Source organism: Desulfovibrio simplex (assembly GCF_055387835.1).
Map to the genome: position 1 here is coordinate 46,125 of NZ_AP042377.1, position 16,747 is coordinate 62,871.

Here is a 16,747-nt window from a genome sequence, read left to right on the forward strand (position 1 = left end):
GTTATTCTCCTTTGGGGTTGAAAAGAAAAACGGGCTCGACCCGCTGGAGACTTTCCAGCGGAACGAACCCGAAATAACGACTGTCAAAACTGCCTTCATGGTCGGCCAGCACCACGGCCATGCTGGGCGGGATGGTGCCGGGACGCAGAGCCGAAGGCATGGGACGCCCCTGGCTGTCCACCGTATGCGGCGTCAACGCTTCCGGCAGAATGTGGTCTCCCGGCAAACCGGTCAGACGCTTGAGCAAAGGCCTCAGACCATTGGGACAGGAACCAGCCTGCAGATAGCCGCGTTCCCTGGCCAGTTCGGCGAATTCGCCCTGCAGGCAGAAGCTGACCAGATCGCCTTTTGCCGGTTTGCCCGGCACTATTTGGTAGACTCCCAGAGGCAGAGATGGTGTGAGGTTGATGCGTTGCCCGGAGTTGAGCGCGAAAACAAAAGCCAGATAAATCAGGGCTGATACGGTAACAAAAAGGATAAGGGCACGCTTATTCCGTGAAATAACGTTCATAGCCGCCTCCCTGTTCCGTTAGCAGAACATCTTGCGTGGAAACTGAAGCGCTGGCTTTGCCCACATACCAGGCGGCTGGGCGTGGTTGATACAAAGAATCGCTGATGCCGCTGAGGTAGGATACGTTCAGCCCCGGAACCGGTACCTTGGCGCGGAAGGAAAAGATGGGATCAAAGAAATAGAGAATTTGCCGACCATAGATAGGCGGCTGGCCTGCGGTGAACACCAGCATGTCGCCGGGTTTGAGTACCTTGCCCTGGCTGTCTTTTTCCGGTCCGGGCAGGCGCATACATTCGTCGGGCGTCAGTAGCGGTCTGGCTGTTTCCGTCACGTTGACCGAAGCATTTTTCATGTGCCCGGAGCGCGAGCCGGAAAGTGAGACTTTTTCTTCCACCACCGTGGTCTTGCCGGTCATGTCCGAAAGGGTCTTGGCCGTCTCAATGGTGTTGGGTGCGTAAGCGATACGTACATGGCAGTTGGCCATAAGCGCGTTGTCTTTGCCGTACACTGCATTAAGCTGGGTGATGTCCTGAACGATGATGTAGACCTTGCCACCGTATCCGGCGATGTAGGCCAAGGCCTTTTCCATAATGGGAAGCTTGCCGAGGGAGGTGAACTCGTCCAAGAGCAGCAAGAGCCGATGCTTGTAGCCAGCCTTGCTGGAACCATCAGCGAATTCCATCTTGGCGCAGATGCGGCGCACAATCATGTCCACCATGAGTCGCAGCAAAGGCCGCATGCGGTCGATGTCTGCCGGAGAAATGACCAAATACAGATTCACCGGCCTGTCGTGATTCATGAGGTCATGGATACGAAAGTCACAAGAGGAGGTATTCAGCGCCACCACAGGGTCGCGATACAGGGCCAGATTGGTCAGGGCGGTGGAAACAACACCCGAGGCCTCATTCTCCGCCTTGTTCAACATCTCCCTGGCGGATGAGCCGATGAAGACATGAGCCTTGTCACCACCTTCGCCTTTCGGAAAAAGCTCCTGAAGCAACTTCTCATGGGGCGTTTCCACCATTTCCTTGAACAGGTCCTGGATAGTGCGGCTTTCGTCGGCCAGCATGCAGGAAAGATCATAGAGCGTGGCCGTGCGCTTCTGCCCGTGCCGAACCATGATGCAACAATGCAGAATGGCCCCGCCGAGCATGGCGAAAGCCGCCTTGCTCCAGTGGTCTTCAAGCCCCTTCCCGTTAGGGTCTACCAGCATGGCGGCCATGTTCTGCACATCCGGAATCGCCATCATGGTGTCGATGCGCAGTTCTTCCAGGGGGTTGAAGGCGGCGGATGCGCTGGAAGGGTCAGACGGATCGAAGCGCAGCACCACCTGGTCCTGCGACTTGCGCCAGCCCGCAGTGAGTGCCCAGTTTTCGCCCTTGATATCCAGCACAATGCTGGAGCCTTCCCAGGCCAGAAGTGTGGGCAGAATAAGGCCGACACCCTTGCCGGAGCGCGTTGGCGCGAACACCATGATGTGTTCCGGCCCGTTGTGCCGCAGGTAGAGTTGTACCTCTTCCGGCTTGCTCTGGAGCATGCGCAGCAAAAGCGTTGCCCCGGCGTACTTCTTGAGCCAGCCGCCTACGTAAACGCCTTTACCTTCAAAGTAGCCCATGGTGCGGATTTCTTTCTCTTCCGCCCAACGCGCCGAGCCATGCAGGTTGGCGTTGGCCCGGAGCTTTTTCATGAAACCGAGCCAGATACCGAGAATGATGAATTGCGGCAGCAGAAATAACGCCTGGCTGTGCGTCACGGCCTGTTCAATGAAGCCGTAGGTATCGCTTGGGCCAAACTTCTCCTGCCAGGCGAACACCGACCAGGGCGTGTACCAGGGAATGCCGAAGGCCATGCCCCAAGGATGACCAAGTGCAGGATGGTAGCTGAAAAAAGCGGCAATGCGCTGGGTAGCCAGTACCATGCTGCCAAGCCCCAAAAGGAGCATGAACGGCAGGTATGCCCAGCGCAGAGCGCTTTTGGGCGTATCTGTGCCCAAGCCATACTTGGGCTTTTGTTGCGCGGAAAAAAGCGCACACATGACTGTCTCCGTAGAGGCCGTCAGGCGGCGCTGAGTTGAGGCTCATGGCCCGCAGGTTGATATCGGGTTATCGCCGATTGCTATAAGGCTTCTGAAACACCATGTCCTTGGTCACAATGACGTTGAACTGGTAGCCCGGCCTGATTTCCAGCGTGGGTTTGATGTTCAGGTTCTTTTGCAGCAACTGAAGCGTTGCCTGGCCCAGTTGCGCGGCCAGAGCCGAGCCCATTTCATCCTGCAATGTAGGCGTCTGGTTGCCTTGCCCGGAATTGCCCGAGCTATTCAGGGCGTCCATGGAATAAGACATACCACCCGTAATCATGCTCATCAGGATGGCCGAGCCGAAAATACGCAGGTAGTGGTTGTTCACTTCGTCGTTGTAGCCCGCGTTGCCCGCCATGTCCGAACCGGGCATGGCTCCCAGCGTGACGGCGGAGCCATCCGGAAACACAATGCGATTCCAGGCCACCAGCACTCGCTCCTGCCCGTAAATGACGCGGGAATCATAGACACCAAAGAGCTTGGCTCCTTGCGGAATAAGCAGGTTCCGTCCGGTGGCCGTATCAAAGACGTTTTGGGAAACCTGCGCAATGATGTTGCCCGGCAAGTCAGAATTGATGCCCGTAACCATAACGCCGGGAATAACCGCGCCGATTTTAAGTTCCAGCGGTTGCCCGGCAATGCGCGTATGCGGCAGAATCCAGCTCGTATCTTTACCCGCCCGGTTGAAAAAGGCCTCCTTGTCCTTGTCGGCTGACGGATCGTAGGAGCTTTCCCGTATGCCGTATGGGTCACGGCTGTCCTGATTGTTATCCTGCCGTTGTCCATCCGGCAGCATGACAGCCTGCTGACTCGCCTGTTGTGCCGTATCCGAAGCCTTTTTTACGCCAAGGGGTGCGGAAAGCGCGGTGAGTTGGGCCTGCGCCTTCATGCGGCGTAAGTTTTCCAGCTCCTGCCGGTATTGATCCGGTTGTTCCTGTGATTTTTGCACTACAATCAAAGGCTCGCGTCCGCCTGGCGCTTTGGGTTCCGGCTGGGCAATGGCCGGGGAACCGGCAGGCGGAGCCAAGGCAAGTCCACGCCCTTCGCCCATGAGCAAGGGGCGTTCTTCCTCTTTGATATCCACCTTGGGCGTTGTTGCCTGCTCCTGTTCCTGGTTATGCGCAAAGTTCACGCTGTAAACCAGGATGCCGAGCAGAAATAGCCCTGCCAGCAGCACGGCATAAAGCGGCCAACGGCTCATGCGGGCCACGTTGACCTTCTTGATTGGCTCGAGGCTGTTGGGAGTTGTGCCATTTTCAGTGTTGGGCATGATTCCTCCTAATCGAAAGCGTTCATGCCGGTGTTCCAGGCGTCTTTGGCCTTGCGCGTGACCTTGTCGGAGAACGAGCGGCGAAACTCCTGCTCCGTGCGGCTCTGGCCTGCTTCCGGCTGGCCATTGGCAGTATAAGACCGGGCAAACGTCTTGCCATCCGACAGCCGCAGTTGCAGGTACCAGGCATTATTTTCATCCAACGAATCCAGCGTGTAGGCTACAACAAGCACATCGGCGGATTCCGCCGATGCCAGGGCAAACCCCTTTGCCCGCAAGCCGTTCTCAAAGGCACTGGCAAAGGCATTACCCGCGTCTTTTGCCTGCAGCAGATGCACGGATGTATGGCCGGGAGGGTACAATTCCGAAAGGCAGGCAACGGCATCATCAGCAATGGCCGCAACCGCGCCGTGTTCAGGCAGCGGCCCGCACCAGGAACCGACAACACCGTGTTTGGCGCAGCCGGAAGCGAACAACATGAGTAGGCAAAGCAAAAGAAGTATCTTGCGGATCATTTGTTCCCCCTTATGACTTCCACCTTTTCCTGGTCACCGCCCACACCGATGATCAGGGCAATACGGTTAAACAAACCGTCCACAATCATGGCGGAATCTTTGACTCGGTAATTGACCAGCACATCCTGTTTGCCCTTGCGCACCAAAAGCACGGGCATTTCATTGGTAGCCGACTTTTCCGGCAGGCGAATAAAGGTTTGCCGCCCGTCGTCATACACGCGCTCGGGCTTCCAGTTGGCCTTGCCTTTGACCTCATAATTGAAGTTCAGGGCGGATAGATCGGCGTTTTGGCCGTCCACAGTGGTGGAATTCCATTCGCGTTCTTTGGCTTCTCTTGCTCGCTTCCAGTCCGCCTGTTGCTTCAGGCTTTCCGAATACAAAAAGCCCACGTACGGCGTATGTCCGGAACGCTGAGAAACAAGGCGCAGGTGGTACACACGCCGGTCCGTGGTGATGACGGCGGAACTTTCCAGGCCGGAATCCACCGGTTTGATAAACAGATGTGCCGTTGTGCCGGGGCCGGAACCGACCGTGCCGGAATCCACCATCCAGCGGGAGGAATCACCCACCACAATTTCATGCACGGTTTCCCCGGCTTGCAGTTCCACATCGCAGACCTGCATGGGCGCGGCCACAATGGTGGGCAGGCTTGCGCCATGCACGTACACCACTTTACCGCCGCCGGTGAGCACGGGTTCAACGCTTGTACGCGACCAGTCACCGGAAAGGCGCAGCGCCTTTTTTTCCGCTTCTGTCAGCGGAATTGTTTTAGGGTTGAGATAGTCAATTTCAGGTGTGGCTGCGGGAGCCTTTCCGGGAGTTTGTGCTTCCAGCGCAGGGGGCCAACCTTCCGGAACCGGCGTGGCGGCAATGCCCGGAGTGCAATACAGCGCGAATGCGCAGATAAAAAACAGTATCTTTTTCATGAGCAGCCTCATTGTTTTTCTGGTTGTTGCAGTTTGGCCGGGGCCTGAGCGCCAACCACCTTGCCCGCTGAAAGCGAGGTCATGTACACGCCGCCGGGATTGCGCAAAATGACCGCGTCCACTGTGGGCGGGTTTATCTGCACCGTCACCGTGGCTTCATAGGTATGGGAGTCAAGCAGCACGCCCGCATGGCTACGCACGGTTTCCACCCATTCCACCCGGTAGGAATCGGAGCTCACCGGCAGGGGCAGGCCTTTGATTTCCACATGCACCAGCTTGCCGGTCTTGGCGATTTCATACGGGTTGTTGACCTCGTACCATTCACGCAAAACGCCCTTGGCGCTTCCGGCCATGAAGAATGACAGGCGCTCGATCATCTTTTGCTGCAGCTCAACATCCGCTGTGACTGTACGCCAGTCGCTAATGCAGGCCGCTATCTCCGCCTGGATAAGCCGCTGCGGCGTGGCGCTGGCCCGGTCCGCCCGTGCCACCACGGACGATTTGCCAAGCTTGTCCACTTCAATAATGTAGGGAACAGTTTTCACTTGGTTGGCTTGCATGACGTTGCCGGTGATGGAAATGCCCGTGAGGATAAGGCAGAAAAAAGCCACCATGCACCATTGCGCGGCCCGGCTGATGTACGAGCCGTAACGCTCCAGCCATTCTTCCCGCCCGTTGAGGTAAGGATTGCCACTACCGGAACGTTCCGGCGGGCTTTCGGTTTTTGCTTTGAAAAGGGCCATAAGTACCACCTATTATTTGTCGTTTTGATTCATGCGGGCGCGTTCAAGACGTTCCTGCATTTCCGAGCGGGTTCGGGTGCTGAGGTCTTTTTCTCCCGCCGTTTTGGCGTCTTGCCTGGCTCCCCAAAGGGACGAGGCCATGCTGACCGCTTTGCCAAGTCCTGTTTTGCCTTCCATGCCAGCCACGTTGGCCGCGTCCTTCACGTTTTGCATGGTGTTGCTCCCGGCCACCACAGCGCCAATGGCCGCGCCGCCCACTGCGGCGGCGGACGCCGTCAGGGCTGCACCGCTGGAAACGTGAGAGCCGTTGATGATGCCCGCGCACACGTCGGGCAGGGATTTGACCAGGGCCAGCAGCACCACCGATGCGCCGATGACCACGAAAATGTCCTGCAACTCCGCTGTGGAAGTGGAAAAACCTTCGATAAAGGCAATACCCACACCGAGAACGAGTTGCATGACAAAGAGCTTGAAGGCCACGGCCAGCACGTAGCGGATGGCGTTGACGGCGTAGTCTTTAAGGAATGAACTGCCACCAAAAGCCACCAGCAAAAGCGCCGCCGCCATGGCCACCATGGCTTCGCACTTGATGAAGACCACCTGCGCGGAAATGAGCGCGAAGCAGACGATGATGACGAGCGCGGCAATGAGCAGCGCAATGGAGTTACCCGGCGACCAGATGGAAAGTTTATCCAGCACCAGCTTCACAAGTTGCATGCCGGTAAGGAATGGTGATTCCGAAGAATAGCCGCCCGGCGTCAGCTCTTTGCCGATCGTTCCCAGACCGTTGATCAGGTTCCAGGCCCATTCATGGTAGTAGTTGATAACAGCCATGAAGAACCCGGCCATGAGCAGCAGCATGACAAACTGCTTGAAGATGTCGGCAATCTGGTCACGGTTGAGCGCCGCCTTGATGCCCAGAAAGCAGACTTCCAGAATGACCAGCCAGCGGAAAACCGTCAGCGCATACTTCTTCAAGGTAGGTTCCCAGTTGCTGGTTTTGGTGTAAAACTCGCGCACCAGCGTGGAAACAAAATCCTCATTGGCGGCGTGGGCTTCGCCAACGCCAACGAAGACCGCGCACAGCGCCAGAGCGATAACAGCCAGGGACAGGTATTTTCCTTTCATAGCAATACCCGCCTAAAAGGGATCGGGCTTGGCTTTGACCTTACCAATGCGATCTGTCTTCAGCGTGTTCCTCCACGCCTCCTGCGACATCTGGCTTTCTTTTTCAGACTTCATCTGGCTGGCGAGTTGCGACTGCACCTGTGTGGCCATCAGTTCACGCAACTGCCGGGCCTCCTGCACCTGCAGGGCGGAAAGCTGGTTGCCCGCCATGATGGCCTTTTGCTGGCCGTCCGGCGTAGCAAGCAAGCTGTCCATGTATTGCTGGAACCGCGCCGGGTCGCGCTGCAAATCCGCAAGCTGCTGGCCGGAAAGCTGAAACGTCGCCTGCGAGGCCTGATCAACGGATTCCGCCCATTTGTCCCATTCCTGGCGGTAACGGCGGTTGGCTTCTTCCATCTGCTGCGGGCTAGCACCGGCCAAAGTGCCGAAGAGCGCCTGTTCCGGAAACAGGTTGGTGAAGATCTCACCAAGGGCGACAATGTCGCCGCGTTGGGTTCGCAGCGTGCTGGAAAGGTTGGCTAGCCGCGTGAGATTGCCTTTCAATTCGTTCACCAGATTGACCGGAAGCTGGGCCGTGTTCTGGAGCATGTTCTGGTACTGCTCGATATTTTGCTGCACCATGGTTATTTGCTGGCGGGTCTGCTCCACGGCCTCCTGGTATTGTTTGATGGCGTTGGTCAACTGCTCCACATTGGTGATGCGGTCCAGCAGTTGCACAAGATTGGTGCTGCAATTGGTGCAGGTGACGGTGATGGCGTACGCCGGTGTGGCGCATATCCACAGCATGAGCGCCGGGAAGAGAAGATATTTTTTCATGGGAATTCCTTTTGTGGTTACAGTGCGTTTCGTTCTTGCAGCCAGGCATATTGCCAGCCGCTTGGCCCGTGTTCCGCAGCCAATGCGCGGATGCGGGCGATGCTTTCTTTGTCGGACGCGCCAACGAAGGACAGCGCCTTCTCCTTGAGGGCCAGTTGCACCTTGCGTCGCCCCTGCGGGCTGACGATGTAATAGTCCTGCTTAGGAATGCTGGTTTTAAGGATGGTGATTTGTTTGTCGTTAAGGCCCATGCCCGTGTAGAGTTCCTTCTGGCCCACGTCTTCAACGGCGCTGTTGGGCAGAAAGATTTTTGTCGGGCAGGATTCGGCAAGCACATCCAGAATGCCGGAGTTTTTGGCGTCGGAAAGGCTTTGCGTAGCGAGAATGACCGCGCAGTTGGCCTTGCGCATGACTTTCAGCCATTCGCGGATCTTGGCTCGGAACACCGGATGCCCCAGCATGATCCAGGCCTCGTCCAGCACCAGAATGGTGGGTGAACCGTCCAGGGCTTTTTCAATGCGCCGGAACAGGTAGGTCAGCACCGGCACAAGGTTCTTGTCGCCCAGGTTCATGAGGTCTTCGATTTCAAAGACCATGAAGCGAGAGAGGTTCAGATTGTCGGAATCCGCATCCAGAAGCCGCCCCATGGCACCCTGCACGGTGTAATGCTGGATGGCTTCCTTGATTTCCCTGTCCTGCACCACATGGTAAAAGCTGGTCAGGGAACGCAGATGCGGCGGGTTCGCGGCCAGCGTGAGCATGGCCGTGTGGATGGCATTACGGTGAGAAGGCATGACCGTGAACTGCTGCAGTTCCATAAGCGAGGCGATCCATTCTTCCGCCCAAGTGCGTTCGTCTTCAGAATCGATGCGCTGGAGCGGCGCAAAGGCCAGTTGCTCGGCATTGCCGATATTGTAATGGTCGCCGCCCGCTCCAAAGCAGAGCGGGAACATACTCATGCCTTTGTCAAAGGCGAAGATGCGGGCGTTTTTATAGCAGCGAAACTGCGCGGCAATAAAGGCCAGCAAAGTGGATTTACCTGCGCCGGTCGGCCCGAAAATGAGCGTGTGCCCCAGGTCCCCGGCGTGGATGTTGAGCCAGAACGGCGTGGAGTTATCCGTCATCAAGACGGCCAACGGCCTGGAGTTGGGCGGATAGAAGGGGCACGGACAGGCTGGCGAGCCTGTCCATACCGACGAGAGCGGCAACAAATCCGCCAGATTCAGCGTGTTGACCATGGGACGCCGCAAGTTGGCGTAACTGTTGCCCGGATGGGTGCCCAGCCAGGCCTCAAGCGCGTTGATGGACTCGATACGGCAGCCGAAACCCAGCGTCTGCACTGTGCGGCGCAAATCCCGAGCCCAATCTTGCAGGCGCTCTTGGTCTTCGTGCATCAGCACGATGCATGAGGTCAGGTAGCCCGCGCTTACATAACCTCCTTGTACTTCGGTAAGCGCTGTTTCTGCGTCTTCGGCCATGAGCAACGCGTCACGGTTGGCGCGGGCGTTGGGGTTGTTGAAGAACTGATCCAGAAAACGGAACACCTGTTGCCGCCAGCCCTTGCGGTAGGAGTCTATTTCTTTGGTCGCGTCATACTGGTCCAAGCAGATAAAGCGGCTGGAGAAGCGGTATTCCAGGGCCAGAGCATCCAGATCGCGCAGCATGGCCGGGTAGGATTCCTGCGGCAAACCGTCCAGAGACAGCACCGCCAGATAGCGGTTGCCCAGGCGCGGGCTGATACCGCCCACCAAGGTTTCGCTGCCCACAATGGCGTCAAGGTACATGGGCGTTTCCGGCACCCGGAGAGGTTGCAGTTCGCCGGTTGTGCAGTGCTGGATGTGCGAGAGCAGGTCTGACTGCAGCCAGTCAAAACCGTCCGCATCCGGCATGTGGTATTCCAAGAGGCGTTCCATGCGCAGAATGCTGGAGAGCGCGTCTTCCAATTCTTCCAGCATATTTCTGAAATAGCTCAGCGCCTTGTTCAGGCTGCCAGACGTGGCCACACCAACCTGCGTTTTTCTCGCAAGTTTGGTGGCCTGAAAGTCCGGTTTGTAGGTAACGGTCAGAACGGCGCTGGTGCTGAAGCATTTGTTGCCGCTGAAAAAGGCCCGCCGTTCATCATCAATGAGCTGCGTCACCGGATCGGGAAAATGGCTTTTTTCTGGAGTTGGATAGGCCTTGTGCGAACTGCGGATAGCGTCCATGTGCAGCATCCAGCCACTACCCAGAAGTTTTACGGCGTTGTTGAAACGGCTGGAAACCAGAGACAAATCACTTTCCGTGGAACTGGCCGTATCCAGGCCACGAACTTCCCAGCCCGCCAGAAACGAGCCATCCTTGTTCAATACAATGCCGGGTTCAACCAGTGCGGCGTACAGCAAGAGATCCGGTAGACCTTTTGCCTTGGTGCGGTAATCGATGAGCTTCAGCATTTAAAGCCTCCAACGAGCCGCCAACGGCTTGGTCTGGCCGCATAAAACTCCTGCTGTTTGGTATGCCGTAGCCAGACGCGGCTCATGATGGGGTCTGCCTTGGCCATGCGCCGAAGCGCGAAGACGGAGGCAATCCAGAAGACGATGGCCGACACAATGGAAACCGCCGTCAGGCCGCCCACGCCCACAAGCAGCGCGATGAGGGCGCTGGTCATGACCAGTTCCCGTTCCGCGCCAAGCACATGGGCATGCCGGTGCAGGGATTGGTGAATGGGGAGAAAGCGCCTCATATTACCGCTCCGGAGAAGGAGAACACCGAGTTCACGATGCTGGCGGCAAAGGCTATGAAGGAGATGCCGAAAACCACGGACAAAAGCAGCTTGAAGCCACCGCTGATGTCGTCCTTGTTCATGATGAAGATGACGCCGCAAAGCGCCATGGCGACGATGGAAATCCATTTGCCAGCCGGGCCGGTAATGGTGTTCACCACCCGTTCGAGTGGGCTGGAAAATTCCGTGATGCCACCCGATGCGGCGGCGATATCCGGCAGGACCAGAAGGCAGAAAGTGGAAAAACAGGCCAGAAACAGGCGGGGACTAATCTTTGGGCTGCTCAGAAGCTTCGCGTTCATAACGGTCTCCGTGGAGGCCGTCATGCGGCGCTTGGCTGGGGCACGAGGCCCGCAGATGTAAGCGGGTTTTGCAGCGTGGGCAGTGAAGCTCTATGTCTCCGACTTCAATGGCACCACGCGCCAGCAATCGGTTGCAACCCCGGCAGCGAATTTCCGGGGCGGTTTGCATGGGGGCTTTCATACTATTTTTTGTCCTCCTTGTTCGGCAACGGTGTAAAGCGTTTCCGTTTCATAACAATCCTCCTTGTGATTGAACCTGTTGACCTTGACGATGCTGGAAATACGCCGCTTGTTGTCCGGTGTCTTTTCCATATACACAGCCAGATCCACGGCCCGCCCAATGAGCTTTTGCTTGGGGCCGAGTCCGGCTTCTTCCACCAGTTCTTCCAGGCGGGGCAAGGCTTCCTCTGCACTATCCGCGTGAAAGGTGCTGACGCCACCAGGGTGGCCGGTGTTCCAGAGCTTGAGCATTTCCAGCGCGGCGGCGTCTCGCACCTCGCCAACCAAAATGCGCTTGGGCGCATAGCGCATGCTGATTTTCGCCAGTTTGCGCATATCCACATTGGCCAGCACAGACGTGCGTAGAAATACCGTGTTGGGGCTTTTGGATTGCAACTCCGCCGTATCTTCCAGGATGAGCAGACGGTGTGAAGGTGTAAGCCGGTAAATGGCGTCAATGACCGCGTTGACGAAGGTCGTCTTGCCGGATGAGGTGCCGCCGACCACAACGATGTTTAAACGACGCTGCACTGCGTCTTCTATGATGTGGGCCACTTCGAGCGTAATGGAACCGGCAGCCCTGTATTCTTCCAGGGTAAACACCCGGCTGGCCTTTTTGCGGAGCGCGAAAGACGGCCCAGGCCCGACCACAGGCGGAAACGTCCCTTCAAAGCGCGAACCATCCAGAGGAAATTCGCCTTCCACAACAGGATCGCGCTCGTTCACCGTAAGGTTCAAGCCACTGGCCACCTGTGAGAGGATGAGCCGCCCCTGCGCCACAACTATTTCACCAATCCGTTCATGGTCCTGCCCATAGCGTTCAATCCAGAGCGAACCATCCGGGTTGAGCATGAGCTCGATCACTTCCGGATCTTCCAGGGCGTTCATAAAGAGCGGCCCGCAAGAGTGGCGCAAACCTTCCAGCAGGCGTGGGTCGTCGCATGGGCGCATGAGCATCAGCGCAAACCTCCAAGCACGAACACCGCAACATTGAGCAGTGCCGAAACCGCCACTATAGCGGCGAGCCAGATTGTATTGTTCTTGAAAGTCTGCAGCCTGGACGCGTGATCATCAAAAACCTTGCGAATGCCCTGCACCGAAGCGGAAGAAAGGCTGTCCGTCAAGTGTCCGACCGCAGCTGTCACGCCGGACACATAGGCATCTGTCTTGTCCGCCATCAGCCTGCCAAGGCCTTCCTTGTGCCGTGTCTGAAGCTTTTCCACTTCGGCCAGATGGGCGTTAAGAATGGTCACAACCATGAGGATGGGGTCGCTTTTGTCCACAACCGTTTCGTGGTTTTTGGCAAGAAGCGCTCGAACCTGCTCCAGAGAAAGCCCAATGCCGTTTGGCAACGCGCTTTCCACTGACGGTTCCATGTTTTCAGATTCTGACATGGCTCCCCCTATGCGATGGCGGCTCGTTCCACCATGACGACAAGCTCGTTCCAGTAGCGGGACAGGCGCGAACTCATGACAATGGACTGGCTGGAGTTGATGGCCGTGGCAAAGCTTTGGCGCTTGGCAAACAGCATTTCCAGGTCTTTGCCGAGGGTGGCCTTGTTGCCCTGGGGAATGGTGATGACGGCGTGAAACTGCCCACTGAATTCCTGATACACCTTGAATTCTTCGAACGAACGGTCATCCATGCGGATTTCCCCAAAGTAGGGGTTCAGCCAGACCACAATGGGCGATTCGGGAAAGCCCATTGCCAGAGAGCGCAGGCCCAGAACGGTATCAGCAATGGCCTGTCCGCCCGTGATAACCGTATGAAAGAAGACGCTGTGCCCGCTTTCAGTCAGAATGCCGAGCACATCGTTTTCCTTAATATAGCTGTTGAGGGCCAGAAAGGATGATGCGCCGCTATCCACGATAACGTGGGTATCTTCGGGCAGTGCGGCAATGTCATTGATAAGCACGTCAAACTCACGCGGGTCAATGTCGCCGTTTTTCAGTATGTCCAGGCGGGTGACCGCAAATTCCTTGAAACCGGCTAGGGTGGAATTCACCGGGTCGGTATCAAAGGCCATGACCTCTTTGCCCAAGTGCCCCAGCACCTGATAGAGGATGACGGCAATCATGGATTTGCCAACGCCCCCCTTGCCTTGTTGAATAAAATGAATGGTTGCCATAGTTGTTGGTTCCTTGGGTTAAAGAGCTTCATCCGGGCTCATATTACGTGGGTCGGGAAAGGCATTGCCGGACGTGGAAACATGACGAGGCCCGGTTGATGGACGGACAGGTGCCGGAACGGCTTTCTTGGACTGCACAGCCGGAGACACTTCCCCCGGCCTGTGCTGGTCCAGGGAAAGGCGGCGCATATGATAGCAAAACGCTCCATAGGACATGGTTATCTTGCCTTCCTGTTTCAACTGACGGTGAATCTGGGAATGCTTCCAGCTTTTTTGAAGAAATTCCTTGATTGTCTCCATGCAGGCCACAAACTCTATTCCGGCCATGTTGTTGGAAAGCTTTTTGCCGTCAGCAGCCATGACTGTTCCCGCCAAGAACATAAGGAATTCCCGGAACATTTTTTGGGGGTATTCCGCCTTGGGCAAACCATCCCACGACCTTTCGCCAATAGGTATTTCCTTCAAATAACAGTGAAAAACGACACATTCCTGCAACCTCCTTTATATGATTTCAAGGAATTTTTTATTTTTAGTAGCAGGAATTTAAGAATAGACGATAAAGGAATTTCCGGTATAATGGGTACCACTGGAGGAAACGTATGACCACTGGATACAATTTTGCCATGGCATTGGAACGGGCTTTTGTGGAGCTTGTGGCGAAACGCGTGAAAGACAGGGGCATAAAAAAAGGCGAATTCGCCGTCCAAGTCTGGCCGGAAGATTCGCCCAAAGCTGCAGCCGCCCGCTGGACAGCCATGCGCAGCAAAGCGTCCAACACCGGCAAACCCCAAGGTGTGCAGATATCGGACGCTCAACGCATGGCGGAAGTGTTGGGGGAAGACCTCAGCTACCTGATGGCCATAGCCAAAGAGCAGGCCAGAGAACAGGCGGAGGCATAATAATTCAAGAGGAAGTAATTTCCGGTGAATTTATCAGGTTTTTCCTTTCCAACTCCAAGCGAGGAGTTCGCATGGGCGCTCCCAAGCAACTCACCATCAACAGCCAAGAGATCGACCTTGAAAAGGCCGTTGCGGATGCCTTGGAGAAAATTCTTGCCCCAGTGGTGGAAACCATCTGTGAAATGGAACGGATATGTAGGAAGGAATATTTGACGGAAAAAGAGGTGGAGAAGCTGTTCTCGTTGTCGGCAGCGACACTGAAGACGCAAAGAAGTCGGGGTGGTGATTTGCCTTATATCAAGCATGGCAAACAAGTCTTGTATTCCCGCACGTCGTTGCTCGACTATTTTGTATCCTGCAATGCTTCTGGGCTGGGCCATGAAACATAGTTTGCTGCAGGACTGACGATCCATTCATAAAGCCAGTCCAAATCCATTTTTCTTTTAAGCCAGCACTCCCAGATTATGGCTATACGCCATCCCGATTCCAGCAATACTGTTTCGATGCGTAAGTCTCTTTTTTTGTTTTCATCAAATTTGAGGTTCCACTTTTGAATGTTTGTTTTTGGCGTTGTTGCGTACTTGCATTCTTTATGTCTATGCCAAAAACATCCATGGACAAAGATTGCTACTTTATATTTGCCCAGCACTACATCAGGAGTATACCCAAATACTTTTGTTTTCAGTCTGTAGCGAAATCCCCGTGCATGGAGACTCTTCCTGAGAACAAGCTCCGGCTTGGTGTTTGAGGAGCGAATTCCGGCCATCATGCGAGAACGTGTTGCAGGTGAAACTATATCCATGTATTATCTTTGTATAAAATACTGACAGGAAATGGTTGATGCAGCCTATAAAAATAGTTGATTTATTTGCAGGTCCCGGAGGCTTGGGAGAAGGTTTTTCTTCTCTCCGGGTTGATGATGCACACCCATTTAAAATAGCCGTATCTGTCGAAAAAGACAAATTCGCGCAAAGCACATTGAAGCTTCGTGCCTATTCGCGACTGTTAAGACGGCATGGAAGACCTCTGGATACCCTATACGCATATTACAAGGGCTTAATCGATTCGCCAGTTACAACAACGGATGAGGACCTCTGGAACGAGGCCTGTTCGGAGGCTCTTTTACTTGAGTTGGGCGAGTCCAAAGACAACATACTCCTTTATGAGCGGATTGCCCAATTGATTTCCAACGACGAGCATTGGGTTTTGATAGGAGGGCCTCCTTGCCAGGCATACTCCGTTGTTGGGCGCGTCCGCTCTGGAGCAAATAACGAAAAGGATCCCCGCCACTATTTATATCAAGAATATTTGAACGTGATCAGACAATTTCGGCCATCAATATTTGTCATGGAAAACGTCCGGGGGCTTCTTTCTTGCCAGCTGGATCAAAAACATATCATTCACCGTATCCTTGAAGATTTGTCACGCCCTGGAGAGAGTGGCCGTGGCGTAGGAAACTACAGCTATACTATTCATTCTCTGGCTGCAGACGCGTGCTACGAACCGGGCATGGATGCATCCGGACTGGATTTAAAAAAATTCGTTGTGCAGTGCGAAAGATATGGAGTGCCACAAGCTCGACACCGGGTAATCTTGGTGGGAATTCGAGAAGATATTACCTTTCCTTTGCCCAAGTTGCAGTCTTCACAGCCAGTTACGGTTTGGGATGCCATAGGGGATATGCCCGCTCTGAGAAGTGGACTTTCACGCCAAGCGGACTCTGTTGATGTGTGGAAAAATATTGTTGTCGAGGCCTGCAAAGATCTGTCCCAACATGCAAGTGCAGCCAAGAGTACTTTTCTGGCTCAGTTGCTTCACCTCACAGCGGAAAACGTTGAACATAGGGAGCTTTCCCGTGGTGGGCAATGGATTTCTGGACATTATGCTCCTCTTCCCGTTCGTGGAACCGCTTTACATGAATGGTTGCGGGATACAGAACTTGGCGGCTGGCTAAACCATGAAACACGAGCTCACATGGCAAGCGATTTGCGGCGGTATGCATATGTGGCGACCTATGCACGTACCGAGGGTAAAAATCCTCTTGCCGCCAAAGACTTCGATTTCCCTGGTTTGCCTCCGGAGCATGCCAATTGGGACACTGGACATTTTGATGACAGGTTCAAAGCCCAATTGGAAGCTCGGCCCTCGACAACCATTACAAGTCATCTGGCCAAAGACGGACATTCGTTTATCCATCCGGACCCGACGCAATGCCGCAGTCTGACGGTACGTGAAGCAGCACGGCTTCAAACGTTCCCCGACAATTATTTTTTTGAAGGCCCACGGACAGCACAATACGTACAGGTCGGGAACGCTGTCCCCCCGTTGCTGGCGCGTCAAATAGCTGAAAAGGTATGGGCAGTATTGAAATTTACTCATGGAGCAGGAAATTATTAGCATAATCTTCACCCCCTCTCCAGAGGCAATCTCTAATTAGTACGGAGCGTTGTCC

20 protein-coding genes are annotated in these 16,747 nt (G+C 55.2%); 3 read left to right on the plus strand and 17 right to left on the minus strand.

Annotation, left to right across the window (positions count from 1 at the left end; genetic code table 11):
* Position 1 precedes the first annotated feature (1 nt).
* The 16 genes from traF to ACZ5DH_RS00280 all read right to left on the minus strand — a co-directional run bounded on the left by traF (position 2) and on the right by ACZ5DH_RS00280 (position 13,756).
* Positions 2–511 (minus strand): conjugative transfer signal peptidase TraF, encoded by a 510-nt coding sequence (gene traF, locus ACZ5DH_RS00205; RefSeq protein ID WP_464255171.1) that lies wholly within the window; start codon positions 509–511, stop codon positions 2–4.
* Positions 489–2,546, minus strand: a complete 2,058-nt coding sequence (locus ACZ5DH_RS00210) for a type IV secretory system conjugative DNA transfer family protein (RefSeq protein WP_464255172.1) — start codon at positions 2,544–2,546, stop codon at positions 489–491. The genes traF and ACZ5DH_RS00210 overlap by 23 nt, the downstream gene beginning before the upstream one ends.
* 67 nt (positions 2,547–2,613) lie before the next feature.
* Complete coding sequence (locus ACZ5DH_RS00215) at positions 2,614–3,858, minus strand: TrbI/VirB10 family protein (RefSeq protein ID WP_464255173.1); 1,245 nt, start codon at positions 3,856–3,858, stop codon at positions 2,614–2,616.
* 8 nt (positions 3,859–3,866) lie between these two features.
* Positions 3,867–4,373 carry a hypothetical protein gene (locus tag ACZ5DH_RS00220; RefSeq protein WP_464255174.1) on the minus strand — a complete coding sequence of 169 codons (507 nt, stop codon included), beginning with the start codon at positions 4,371–4,373 and terminating at the stop codon, positions 3,867–3,869.
* Positions 4,370–5,299 carry a P-type conjugative transfer protein TrbG gene (gene trbG / locus ACZ5DH_RS00225; protein ID WP_464255175.1) on the minus strand — a complete coding sequence of 310 codons (930 nt, stop codon included), beginning with the start codon at positions 5,297–5,299 and terminating at the stop codon, positions 4,370–4,372. The genes ACZ5DH_RS00220 and trbG overlap by 4 nt, the downstream gene beginning before the upstream one ends.
* 8 nt (positions 5,300–5,307) lie before the next feature.
* Complete coding sequence (locus tag ACZ5DH_RS00230) at positions 5,308–6,042, minus strand: VirB8/TrbF family protein (protein WP_464255176.1); 735 nt, start codon at positions 6,040–6,042, stop codon at positions 5,308–5,310.
* Between the two features lie 12 nt (positions 6,043–6,054).
* Positions 6,055–7,170, minus strand: a complete 1,116-nt coding sequence (trbL, locus tag ACZ5DH_RS00235) for a P-type conjugative transfer protein TrbL (protein WP_464255177.1) — start codon at positions 7,168–7,170, stop codon at positions 6,055–6,057.
* Positions 7,171–7,182: 12 nt separating this feature from the next.
* Positions 7,183–7,986, minus strand: a complete 804-nt coding sequence (trbJ, locus tag ACZ5DH_RS00240; RefSeq protein WP_464255178.1) for a P-type conjugative transfer protein TrbJ — start codon at positions 7,984–7,986, stop codon at positions 7,183–7,185.
* A gap of 17 nt (positions 7,987–8,003) precedes the next feature.
* Positions 8,004–10,418 carry a VirB4 family type IV secretion/conjugal transfer ATPase gene (locus ACZ5DH_RS00245; protein ID WP_464255179.1) on the minus strand — a complete coding sequence of 805 codons (2,415 nt, stop codon included), beginning with the start codon at positions 10,416–10,418 and terminating at the stop codon, positions 8,004–8,006.
* Positions 10,412–10,708, minus strand: a complete 297-nt coding sequence (trbD, locus tag ACZ5DH_RS00250; RefSeq protein WP_464255180.1) for a conjugal transfer protein TrbD — start codon at positions 10,706–10,708, stop codon at positions 10,412–10,414. Before trbD ends, ACZ5DH_RS00245 begins: the two co-directional genes overlap by 7 nt.
* Entirely contained in the window at positions 10,705–11,049 is a 345-nt protein-coding gene (locus ACZ5DH_RS00255; protein ID WP_464255181.1) for a TrbC/VirB2 family type IV secretion system protein, read from the minus strand. The genes trbD and ACZ5DH_RS00255 overlap by 4 nt, the downstream gene beginning before the upstream one ends.
* Positions 11,015–11,230, minus strand: a complete 216-nt coding sequence (locus ACZ5DH_RS00260; RefSeq protein WP_464255182.1) for a Com family DNA-binding transcriptional regulator — start codon at positions 11,228–11,230, stop codon at positions 11,015–11,017. The genes ACZ5DH_RS00255 and ACZ5DH_RS00260 overlap by 35 nt, the downstream gene beginning before the upstream one ends.
* Positions 11,227–12,225: a P-type conjugative transfer ATPase TrbB gene (gene trbB, locus ACZ5DH_RS00265; RefSeq protein ID WP_464255183.1), complete on the minus strand. Its 999-nt coding sequence runs from the start codon at positions 12,223–12,225 to the stop codon at positions 11,227–11,229. The genes ACZ5DH_RS00260 and trbB overlap by 4 nt, the downstream gene beginning before the upstream one ends.
* Complete coding sequence (locus ACZ5DH_RS00270) at positions 12,225–12,662, minus strand: hypothetical protein (RefSeq protein WP_464255184.1); 438 nt, start codon at positions 12,660–12,662, stop codon at positions 12,225–12,227. The genes trbB and ACZ5DH_RS00270 overlap by 1 nt, the downstream gene beginning before the upstream one ends.
* An 8-nt stretch (positions 12,663–12,670) precedes the next feature.
* A complete protein-coding gene (locus ACZ5DH_RS00275; protein WP_464255185.1) occupies positions 12,671–13,396 on the minus strand; it encodes a nucleotide-binding protein in 726 nt (241 codons plus the stop codon).
* An 18-nt stretch (positions 13,397–13,414) separates the two neighbouring features.
* Positions 13,415–13,756: a hypothetical protein gene (locus ACZ5DH_RS00280; protein WP_464255186.1), complete on the minus strand. Its 342-nt coding sequence runs from the start codon at positions 13,754–13,756 to the stop codon at positions 13,415–13,417.
* Between the two features lie 239 nt (positions 13,757–13,995).
* Between ACZ5DH_RS00280 and ACZ5DH_RS00285 the strand changes: the two genes are divergently transcribed.
* Positions 13,996–14,295, plus strand: coding sequence for an immunity protein (locus tag ACZ5DH_RS00285; protein WP_464255187.1), 300 nt, complete (start codon positions 13,996–13,998; stop codon positions 14,293–14,295).
* Between the two features lie 71 nt (positions 14,296–14,366).
* Positions 14,367–14,684 carry a helix-turn-helix domain-containing protein gene (locus tag ACZ5DH_RS00290; protein WP_464255188.1) on the plus strand — a complete coding sequence of 106 codons (318 nt, stop codon included), beginning with the start codon at positions 14,367–14,369 and terminating at the stop codon, positions 14,682–14,684.
* On the opposite strand, the gene ACZ5DH_RS00295 is transcribed toward ACZ5DH_RS00290, so the two are convergent.
* Positions 14,639–15,097, minus strand: coding sequence for a very short patch repair endonuclease (locus tag ACZ5DH_RS00295; protein WP_464255189.1), 459 nt, complete (start codon positions 15,095–15,097; stop codon positions 14,639–14,641). The two genes, ACZ5DH_RS00290 and ACZ5DH_RS00295, sit on opposite strands and share 46 nt — an antisense overlap.
* 38 nt (positions 15,098–15,135) lie before the next feature.
* Between ACZ5DH_RS00295 and ACZ5DH_RS00300 the strand changes: the two genes are divergently transcribed.
* On the plus strand, positions 15,136–16,692 hold the full coding sequence (locus ACZ5DH_RS00300) for a DNA cytosine methyltransferase (RefSeq protein ID WP_464255190.1): 1,557 nt from the start codon (positions 15,136–15,138) through the stop codon (positions 16,690–16,692).
* Positions 16,693–16,747: the final 55 nt, after the last annotated feature.

Excerpts from the sequence above, each read along its gene's own strand:
- ACZ5DH_RS00290 (WP_464255188.1), top strand. The coding sequence starts at position 14,367 with ATGGGCGCTCCCAAGCAACTCACCATCAACAGCCAAGAGATCGACCTT.
- ACZ5DH_RS00285 (WP_464255187.1), top strand. The coding sequence starts at position 13,996 with ATGACCACTGGATACAATTTTGCCATGGCATTGGAACGGGCTTTTGTG.
- traF (WP_464255171.1), bottom strand. The coding sequence starts at position 511 with ATGAACGTTATTTCACGGAATAAGCGTGCCCTTATCCTTTTTGTTACC.
- trbL (WP_464255177.1), bottom strand. The coding sequence starts at position 7,170 with ATGAAAGGAAAATACCTGTCCCTGGCTGTTATCGCTCTGGCGCTGTGC.
- trbB (WP_464255183.1), bottom strand. The coding sequence starts at position 12,225 with ATGCTCATGCGCCCATGCGACGACCCACGCCTGCTGGAAGGTTTGCGC.
- trbG (WP_464255175.1), bottom strand. The coding sequence starts at position 5,299 with ATGAAAAAGATACTGTTTTTTATCTGCGCATTCGCGCTGTATTGCACT.
- ACZ5DH_RS00230 (WP_464255176.1), bottom strand. The coding sequence starts at position 6,042 with ATGGCCCTTTTCAAAGCAAAAACCGAAAGCCCGCCGGAACGTTCCGGT.
- ACZ5DH_RS00215 (WP_464255173.1), bottom strand. The coding sequence starts at position 3,858 with ATGCCCAACACTGAAAATGGCACAACTCCCAACAGCCTCGAGCCAATC.
- trbJ (WP_464255178.1), bottom strand. The coding sequence starts at position 7,986 with ATGAAAAAATATCTTCTCTTCCCGGCGCTCATGCTGTGGATATGCGCC.
- ACZ5DH_RS00275 (WP_464255185.1), bottom strand. The coding sequence starts at position 13,396 with ATGGCAACCATTCATTTTATTCAACAAGGCAAGGGGGGCGTTGGCAAA.
- ACZ5DH_RS00270 (WP_464255184.1), bottom strand. The coding sequence starts at position 12,662 with ATGTCAGAATCTGAAAACATGGAACCGTCAGTGGAAAGCGCGTTGCCA.
- ACZ5DH_RS00255 (WP_464255181.1), bottom strand. The coding sequence starts at position 11,049 with ATGAACGCGAAGCTTCTGAGCAGCCCAAAGATTAGTCCCCGCCTGTTT.
- ACZ5DH_RS00280 (WP_464255186.1), bottom strand. The coding sequence starts at position 13,756 with ATGGCTGCTGACGGCAAAAAGCTTTCCAACAACATGGCCGGAATAGAG.
- ACZ5DH_RS00220 (WP_464255174.1), bottom strand. The coding sequence starts at position 4,373 with ATGATCCGCAAGATACTTCTTTTGCTTTGCCTACTCATGTTGTTCGCT.
- trbD (WP_464255180.1), bottom strand. The coding sequence starts at position 10,708 with ATGAGGCGCTTTCTCCCCATTCACCAATCCCTGCACCGGCATGCCCAT.
- ACZ5DH_RS00295 (WP_464255189.1), bottom strand. The coding sequence starts at position 15,097 with ATGGATATAGTTTCACCTGCAACACGTTCTCGCATGATGGCCGGAATT.
- ACZ5DH_RS00260 (WP_464255182.1), bottom strand. The coding sequence starts at position 11,230 with ATGAAAGCCCCCATGCAAACCGCCCCGGAAATTCGCTGCCGGGGTTGC.
- ACZ5DH_RS00245 (WP_464255179.1), bottom strand. The coding sequence starts at position 10,418 with ATGCTGAAGCTCATCGATTACCGCACCAAGGCAAAAGGTCTACCGGAT.
- ACZ5DH_RS00210 (WP_464255172.1), bottom strand. The coding sequence starts at position 2,546 with ATGTGTGCGCTTTTTTCCGCGCAACAAAAGCCCAAGTATGGCTTGGGC.
- ACZ5DH_RS00300 (WP_464255190.1), top strand. The coding sequence starts at position 15,136 with ATGCAGCCTATAAAAATAGTTGATTTATTTGCAGGTCCCGGAGGCTTG.